Source organism: Arcicella sp. BE140, from assembly GCF_031456255.1.
Classification (GTDB): Bacteria; Bacteroidota; Bacteroidia; order Cytophagales; family Spirosomataceae; genus Arcicella; species Arcicella aquatica.
This window is the reverse complement of the sequence record NZ_JAVDUE010000020.1, coordinates 123,029-131,111: the sequence shown is the minus strand read 5'-3', so window position 1 is coordinate 131,111 and position 8,083 is coordinate 123,029. Positions and strand designations below refer to the sequence as shown.

Genomic DNA, 8,083 nt, shown 5'->3' with positions numbered 1-8,083 from the left:
ACCGAAATGCTTCGATACCGATTTACAGATTAAGAATAGCCATTCACAATATATTATGGACAACTTTTACCCAAAATTCGGGATGACACATGTTTATGATGATATGATTACAGATTACTGTTAGTATCTTTTGATAAGGCTGATAATTCCGTCAAGCTGGCATATTTTACTACTTCGCCCAAAATAATGACGGCTGGATTCGACAATTGATTACTTTCAGCAATTTCTTTTAGGTCTTTTGCTACGCCAATGCCAACTTTTTGCTGACTGCTAGTGCCGTTTTGTACAATGGCAACTGGCAGGTTTCCCTTTCCCATAGTCTTACAAATTTCAGCCATCATACTCAACTTATTCATACCCATCAGTACCACAATTGTAGCACTGGTTTGTAATGCCATCAGCAAATCATTTGATAATGAACCATCACTTTTAGTCCCTGTAACTACCCAAAAACTTTCGCTTACACCTCTGGTCGTTAAAGGGATATTAGCATAACCCGCCGCCGCTACCGACGATGAAATTCCCGGAACGTATGCTGTTTCTAAACCAAAACCTTTAGCATATTCTATCTCTTCCATGCCACGCCCAAAAATAAAAGGGTCACCGCCTTTCAAACGCACAACATGGCCATACATATAGGCCTTTTCAACAATCAAAAAGTTAATGGCATCTTGGGAATGGCTTTCCCCCGGACGTTTCCCCACGTATATTTTTTCTGCTTCGGGCTTACAATAATCTAATAATTCATTAGCAATTAAAGCATCATACAACACCACATCTGCATCCTTCAAAGCCTTGATGGCTTTAACAGTTATCAAATCTGGGTCACCCGGCCCTGCGCCCACTACTGTTAGCTTAGGCTTAGGGTCTAAAGTATTGAAATGTTCTAAACCAGTCATTTTTATCTATATAAATACAATGGTGAATAAATAGGGCTCAGAATAACGCCTATCCACTCACCATTGATGATTGATTTCAAATAAGGTAAATTATGCCAAAGTCAATTGGTCACGATAAGCTTTTGCCAATGCCAAGAACGCCTCAGCATCTTCTACATATTTGGTAGCAAATTCTTGCGAAGGTTCATTTTTATTGATTTGTAAAACCAATTCTTTAAATGTTTGACCATTCAAAGAAATCTCACCTGTTGCTACAAAATGTTCGTCAAATTTGTCAATTACACCACTTTGTGTAGATGCACTTACTGATTTGTCTAACAACAAGGCTTTAGCTGCACTTACAAACACGCTATAAGCATGGTAGATTGAATCTGCTAAACGATTTTCTTCGTAAGCATTTCTTGTCCACTCCATTTTCTCAACCGACTCCAACAACAACGTTGCTACTAAATCTATAATTACGCTGGCACATTCACCAACACCAATTTCTGTTTGGAATTGTTCAGATGCACCCCAGTCGATAAAATCATCTTCTTTCAGCGTAGTTAAATCAGCAACAGGTTTCAACAAGTTATAGAAGTATTTTTCACCCTGACGGTCATAATAATCATTGAAGTATTCGCCTTCTAGTGCGTTTTCTTCATAATTATTCAATACTACTCTTAATACTTGTGGACCACGTTTTGAAGGCACTTTAATTACTTTATCAGCCACACGCCCAACGCCATCGCCTACTGTTCCACCGCCTAATAATACTTGTAGGGCAGGTAAAACACGCTTATCAGCCGCTTTCAGAGACGAACCGTGGAAACCGATATTAGCCATACCATGCTGTCCGCATGAGTTCATACAGCCAGAAATCTTGATTTTAATATCGCTATTATGAATCAATTCAGGGAAATCTTCTGTAATGACAGCTTCTAATTTAGAAGTAATGTTTGTACTATCTGAAATCGCTAAATTACAAGTATCTGTTCCAGGGCAAGCTGTAATGTTAGCCATTGAATTAGCACCTGCCGCTGCAAAACCATGTGCTTCTAATACTGAATAGACATAAGGTAGATTAGCCTCAGGAACGAATTTCAACATCAAACCTTGGTTGATAGTTACTCTTACATCATCAGCAATGTATCCGTCTAATTGTTCGATTAAAGAACGTGAAGTAGTCGAGTGAATATTTCCGTTCAGTATTCTTACATATACGCCATAGAAACCAGCTTGCTTTTGTTCAAAAGTATTGGTTGCTTTCCATAAATCGTAAGCCTCTTGATTCGTAATAGTTACTTCCGAAGCTGTTTTAGAAGGCATTTCATCATCTGCTACGCTCCACTTGCCTGCTTCTACATCCACTTCAACCGATTTGCTTTTTAAAGCTATCCATTCTGTTTGAATCAATTCAGTTAGTTTTTCAAAACCAATTTTTTGAATCAAGAATTTAATACGAGCTTTATGACGAGAGTTTCTTTCACCGTGACGGTCAAATACTCTTAATGTTGCTTCTAAGAAAGGAATGATTTGGTCGGCAGCCAAAAAGTCAAACGATGTTTTAGCCAACATTGGTTGTGCTCCTAATCCTCCACCTAATACTACTTTAAAACCACGTTGGCCGTCTTGGATTTTAGGAATAAAACCCATGTCGTGCATATAAGTTAACGCAGTATCTTCGTCAGTGTTTGAAAAAGCTATTTTAAACTTTCTGCCCATTTCCTGACAAATCGGATTTCTCAAGAAATAACGGAAAGTAGCATCTGCATAAGGACTAACATCAAAAGGTTCTTTAGGGTCAATACCCGCAGAAGGCGAAGCCGTTACGTTTCTAACAGTATTTCCACAAGCCTCACGAAGCGTGATATCATCTTCTTCTAGTTTCGACCATAATTCAGGTGTTCTATCTAAAGAAACAAAGTGAATTTGTATATCCTGACGAGTAGTTAAATGAAGATTCCCTGTAGAATATTCATCTGAAATATCAGCAATACGTTTCCACTGTTTGAAAGTCATTTTTCCATAAGGCAGCTTGATACGAACCATCTGTACACCTTGTTGGCGTTGGCCATATACCCCTCTTGCCAAACGAAGACTACGGAATTTTTCCTCGTGAATTTTCCCTTCACGGAATAATTCTATTTTGCGAGCCAAGTCAATAATATCTTTCTCTACAAGCGGATTTTCGAGTTCAGTTCTGAAACTTTGCATGATATCTGGTCGTTTTTGCCTTTTTCTTCTCTAGAAGAGTAGTCAAAAGCACTTCTATTACTCTATTAATTATATAGATTTAAGGCAAAATTAATCAAGAAAGTTCGGCAATCAAGGTTTTTTTATAAAAAAATGTTTGTTTTCGTAGTTAAAGTATTCATAATTATTGGCTTTCTAAAAATAAACAAATAGTTATTTGTTGGAATAGGTATTAATTTGACAATAAAATACTAATCAGAATTATACTATATTTGTAGGTCTATTAGACACAAATTAACCCTAAATATAAAAATGAAAAAAAGTTTATTTATTATGATGGCTTTTCTAACGATTAGCCTTTTTGCTTGTACTGAGTCAAAGAAACTTGTTGAGTTACAAGACCAAAATCGTCGTCAAGGAATTCAACTTTCTAAACTCCATGAAGAGAATGCCGAATTAAGTAGTTTGAATTTTACGTTGAAAAGTCAAAGTAAAAAGAAAGACGAAGAGTTGGTGAAATGCCAAACAGACTTTAAAGAGGTGATAGAACCGATTGTTTTAAAGTATAATCATTTGTTAGAAGATTATACCAAACTACAGGCTTCAAATAAAGTATTAAATGATGCTTATGAAACAAGCAAAGAAAATGCTGCTTCGGTAATTATGGAGTTGGAAGAAAAGACTAGAGCAAAGGCTGTGAAGGTTACAAAAAGCACTAGAAAAGTAAAAGCAAAGAAACGTCGTCGTAGATAATTACAATCAGGAAAGGGCAATGTGTGATTAGACAGCTTAAAGGACATACCAAAATAATAATTTAACTAAAAGGGGTAGCCAAATAGATTTGGCTACCCCTTTTAGTTAATCAGGCTTTGCTATTTTTCACTCAACACTTTCAAATGTTTTGGGTCGGCTAGTCTTACTACCTCTTTCTTTGAAAATTTAATAACCCATAGTCCTAGAAAATCTCCTTCTTTTTTCAACTCCAAACTATCCAATTTAGCTTGTTTGCCAATATCAATTAATTGCTTTTTGCTAAGTTTTGTTAAAGACTGATTCCCTTTAATAGGTGAAGTATAATAAAAAAACGATTCGTCTTCAGATTTTTGGATATTATCAACTTGCGCAATGTTATGTTCAACATTATATTGATAAGCATCCAGTGTTTCATTGATTTTTTTATCCCAAGCAGGATTCTTTAATTTCAAGGGGCTTCCAGAAGTGATTTCTACGCGATATGCTTTGGCTAGAGAGTCTTTCAAGGTAGCATCTTGTAGGTTTTTTGCTAAATCAGCATTGAGTTTTTTTACAATAACACTCCCCCATTCGTCTACTTGTGCGGTAAACTGTCCGGGCGTAATGCGTTTTACTTCTCGTTCATGCAATTCTTTAACAGCTGCAGTGGTATCGATTCGCTTAAAATCACAACTGATTAAAAAGAGATTAGTCATAATAAACAAGCAAAAGGTTCTTGTAAAAAAAGTAAAATATGGATGTTGTTGTTTCATGTTGTCTTTGGGAAGTAATCTGCTAAATTTGTGTAAAGATAAGGCTGAAACATGAAAAAAGTCGTGATAAGCATCACGACTTCCTTTTATTTATCTGGATAATTTTAGTATCTTCCTCTTCTACCATTGTATCGTCCATTACCATGATAAGGTCTTTGCGGAACATTTCTTGGTACTATTATTACTCGCCTTGGCGGAGGAACTACATAGCGATATCTAGGATAATTTGGATATGTATACCCATACCTATATGGATAAGGGCGGCGACTATCAACTCGAACATAAGATGGCCCACAAGACGCTACCAACAAAATAATTGCTAATGACAAAAAAAGCAATTGAAATGTTTTATGAATTTTTAGCTTTTTCATGACGTTTGGAGTTTAAAATATAGTACTTAGAGACTTAATAACGAAAAAGGTTTAATATAAGTGTAGCGCTATTTACTTGGGTATCTAAGCAAAAGACAATCAGATAAACATTTACCCCCATTCAATATAAAGAATTTTGTATCTTTGCACCCTGATTTTTAGTTAGCCGCATTATTCGGTTATAATTGCTAATATCAAGCTGTTGAACTTTCCGAAATAAGAAAAAATATGTTAGAACAATTAGAGGCCATCCGTGAAAGATTTGAAGAGGTTGCTCAGCAAATGACGCAACCCGAAGTAGTATCGGATATGAAGAAATATAAAACCATCAGTAAGGAATATAAAGACCTTGAAAAGATAGTTTTAAAATATAATGAGTACAAAAATATCCTCTCGAATATTGAAGGAGCAAAAGACGTAATAGCTACAGAAAAAGACGAAGAATTTCGTGCGTTAGCTAAAATGGAATTAGAAGAATTGTTGCCTCAGAAAGAAGAGTACGAGAAAATAATCAAGGAAATGTTGATTCCTAAAGATCCGAACGATTCTAAAAACATCATTATGGAGATTCGTGCTGGAACGGGTGGAGACGAAGCAGGGATTTTTGCAGGAGACCTTTTCAGAATGTACCAACGTTTCTGTGCTAACCAAGGATGGCAATTTCAATTGATGGACTATACCCAAGCGTCGTCTGGTGGTTATAAAGAAATTATTGCCAATATTCAAGGGGAAGACGTGTACGGGAAAATGAAATTTGAATCGGGTGTTCACCGTGTACAACGTGTGCCTGCTACAGAATCTCAAGGACGTATCCACACTTCGGCAGCTACTGTGGCTGTTTTGCCAGAGGTAGATGAAGTAGATGTACAGATTAATATGAATGATATTCGTAAAGATACATTCTGTTCTTCGGGTGCGGGTGGACAGTCTGTAAACACTACTTATTCTGCCGTGAGGGTTACTCACTTACCGTCGGGTTTAGTAGTACAGTGTCAGGATGAGCGTTCGCAGATTAAAAACTTTGAAAAGGCTATGACCGTTTTACGTTCAAGACTTTATGATATTGAATTAGCCAAACAACAAGAATCTATCGCTGGCGACCGTCGTTCGATGGTTGGTTCTGGTGACCGTTCTGATAAAATCCGTACTTACAATTATCCACAAGGAAGAGTAACCGACCACCGTATTGGCTATACGGTATATAACTTGCCAGTAGTAATGGATGGTGAAATTGGTGATTTTATCGAACAATTAAGAATTGCAGAAAACGCAGAGAAGTTGAAAGAGGGTGCGGGAGCTTTGTAAGAGTTGTGAGTTGTGAGTTGTGAGTTGTGAGTTGTGAGTTGTGAGTTGTGAGTTGTGAGTTGTGAGTTGTGAGTTGTGAGTTGTGAGTTGTGAGTTGTGAAAATTGATAATCTGCAATTTAATATTTTTATGACTAAGCCCCAAATCCACTTTTAAAAGTGAGTTTGGGGCTTAGTTATTTTAATTACTTTTTTCTAAGTTGAAAATTAAAAGTGTTTGTTTCACCATTAATGATTTGTCCAGCAGAACTACTCATTTTTTCATAGACATTGTTTTTCCAAATGTAGATATCATAAAATGTTACTAAATCGTATTGTGTATTTCCTAGTGGTTTTAAATAAGCTTGACCTCTAGGTACTATATATGAAATTTTATAAATTCCATCCTTATCCGTTTCTACAATCTCATCGAATGTAGGAATAGGTGAAAAACCCTTTAAATAATATCCCCCAAATACAAGCTGTATTCCTACTATGGGCTTGTTATTTTCGTCAATTACTTTTCCAGTAATGATAGTTGGACGGTCTGGAAATTCATCTTTCCCGCAGGAAATAAGCATAGATGGTAATATACTTAAAGCACTAAGAAATGTTCGTCTTTTCATGTTATAGGTAGAATTTAGATTGTTAAAATTTAATGCTATAAAACTCATCAGTATAGAATTGTGGATGACTAATTTGTTTAACTCTTTAAAATAAATAAAAAGACAGACAAAATAGATGTTTTAATATCCTAGAGAAGCAATTAATTAATGCTAATCACCTTTTTCTAAGCTGAAAGTTAAAAGTATTTGTTTCACCATAAATTATTGGCCCGACAGGATTCCCCACTTGCTCATATTGATTATTTTTCCAAACGTAGATGATATATTGAGTTGTTAAATCATAGTTTGTGTCACTAAATGGTTGAAATATAGTTTGTCCATTGGTAACTATATATGAAATAGTATAAATACCATCTTTATTGGTTTCTCCAGTTGTAGAGAAGGTAGGAATAGGAGAAATACCTTTTAAATAATATCCTCCAAATTGAAATTTTAATCCTATGACAGGCATATCGTTTTCATCAATTACTTTTCCAGTAATGATAGTTGGACGGTCTGGAAATTCATCTTTCCCACAGGAAAAAAGTATAGGTGGCAATATGCCTAGAGTACCAAGAAATTTTCTTCGTTTCATGTTATAAATAAGGAAAATGTAGAGACATTAAAACAAGGAATAATAGCATTGTAAAATACCTCCTTATTTTAACAATAAATCCACTTCTTAGAAGTGGATTTATTGTTAACTCTGGTCATATTACTGCTTATTCATTTCAATAGTCAAATTCAAAGCACTGATAAGGGATAAGCCCGCTAAAGAATTAGGGTCGTTACTATAAGCTTTTTTAAGCAAATCTAATGTTAAACCAAATGTTAGTTTAGTGCCTGATACTGCAACAGAATAGATTTCTTTAACAGCTTTTTTGGTAGTAGGGTTAGTATAGTTTAAAGTAATTTCACTTCCTGATACTACATAGGTGCCATTAATGGGTGTTGCGACCACTGTGTTATTGTCTGAGGTAAAATCTACCTGACTAGTACCCGTAAATGTACCATCTGATTTGAATTCATAAACTATGTTTTCAGCACTTAAATCTTCGTTATAGTTTTCGGTCGTACCTAAAGCTATAACTGAACCTTTAAGAGTTGATACTTTCCATTTGCCAACTACAAGGCTACTTGAAGCAACAACTTCGTCTTTGTCCTTACATGATGTAATTAAGAAAATTGATAAGAAAAGAATTAGGAGTGAGTGTGAGTTTTTCATAAGTGTTTTTAAGTATATTT

Annotated in this window: 9 protein-coding genes; 2 read left to right on the top strand and 7 right to left on the bottom strand. The window is 35.5% G+C overall.

The features are described 5' to 3' along the window. Positions 1-107: 107 nt before the first annotated feature. Together cobA and J2Y60_RS21965 are read right to left on the bottom strand one after the other, a co-directional pair. Complete coding sequence (gene cobA, locus J2Y60_RS21970; RefSeq protein ID WP_309921585.1) at positions 108-899, bottom strand: uroporphyrinogen-III C-methyltransferase; 792 nt, start codon at positions 897-899, stop codon at positions 108-110. Between the two features lie 90 nt (positions 900-989). Further along, complete coding sequence (locus tag J2Y60_RS21965) at positions 990-3,095, bottom strand: nitrite reductase (RefSeq protein ID WP_309921589.1); 2,106 nt, start codon at positions 3,093-3,095, stop codon at positions 990-992. Positions 3,096-3,386: 291 nt separating this feature from the next. Here J2Y60_RS21965 and J2Y60_RS21960 point away from each other — a divergent pair, with 291 nt between their 5' ends. Further along, the gene (locus J2Y60_RS21960) at positions 3,387-3,827 is read left to right on the top strand and encodes a hypothetical protein (protein WP_309921591.1); all 441 of its coding nucleotides are present in this window, start codon (positions 3,387-3,389) and stop codon (positions 3,825-3,827) included. 119 nt (positions 3,828-3,946) lie between these two features. Here the strand turns inward: J2Y60_RS21960 and J2Y60_RS21955 are convergent, their stop codons facing one another. Further along, entirely contained in the window at positions 3,947-4,579 is a 633-nt protein-coding gene (locus J2Y60_RS21955) for a hypothetical protein (protein ID WP_309921594.1), read from the bottom strand. Between the two features lie 104 nt (positions 4,580-4,683). Next, positions 4,684-4,950 (bottom strand): hypothetical protein, encoded by a 267-nt coding sequence (locus J2Y60_RS21950; protein ID WP_309921597.1) that lies wholly within the window; start codon positions 4,948-4,950, stop codon positions 4,684-4,686. Positions 4,951-5,178: 228 nt separating this feature from the next. On the opposite strand from J2Y60_RS21950, the gene prfA reads away from it, so the two are divergent. After that, a complete protein-coding gene (gene prfA, locus J2Y60_RS21945; protein ID WP_309921600.1) occupies positions 5,179-6,255 on the top strand; it encodes a peptide chain release factor 1 in 1,077 nt (358 codons plus the stop codon). 184 nt (positions 6,256-6,439) lie between these two features. On the opposite strand, the gene J2Y60_RS21940 is transcribed toward prfA, so the two are convergent. The 3 genes from J2Y60_RS21940 to J2Y60_RS21930 all read right to left on the bottom strand — a co-directional run bounded on the left by J2Y60_RS21940 (position 6,440) and on the right by J2Y60_RS21930 (position 8,063). Beyond that, the gene (locus J2Y60_RS21940) at positions 6,440-6,859 is read right to left on the bottom strand and encodes a hypothetical protein (RefSeq protein ID WP_309921603.1); all 420 of its coding nucleotides are present in this window, start codon (positions 6,857-6,859) and stop codon (positions 6,440-6,442) included. Positions 6,860-7,013: 154 nt separating this feature from the next. Beyond that, on the bottom strand, positions 7,014-7,433 hold the full coding sequence (locus J2Y60_RS21935; RefSeq protein WP_309921606.1) for a hypothetical protein: 420 nt from the start codon (positions 7,431-7,433) through the stop codon (positions 7,014-7,016). Positions 7,434-7,553: 120 nt separating this feature from the next. After that, positions 7,554-8,063: a lipocalin family protein gene (locus J2Y60_RS21930; RefSeq protein WP_309921609.1), complete on the bottom strand. Its 510-nt coding sequence runs from the start codon at positions 8,061-8,063 to the stop codon at positions 7,554-7,556. Between the last annotated feature and the right edge of the window lie 20 nt (positions 8,064-8,083).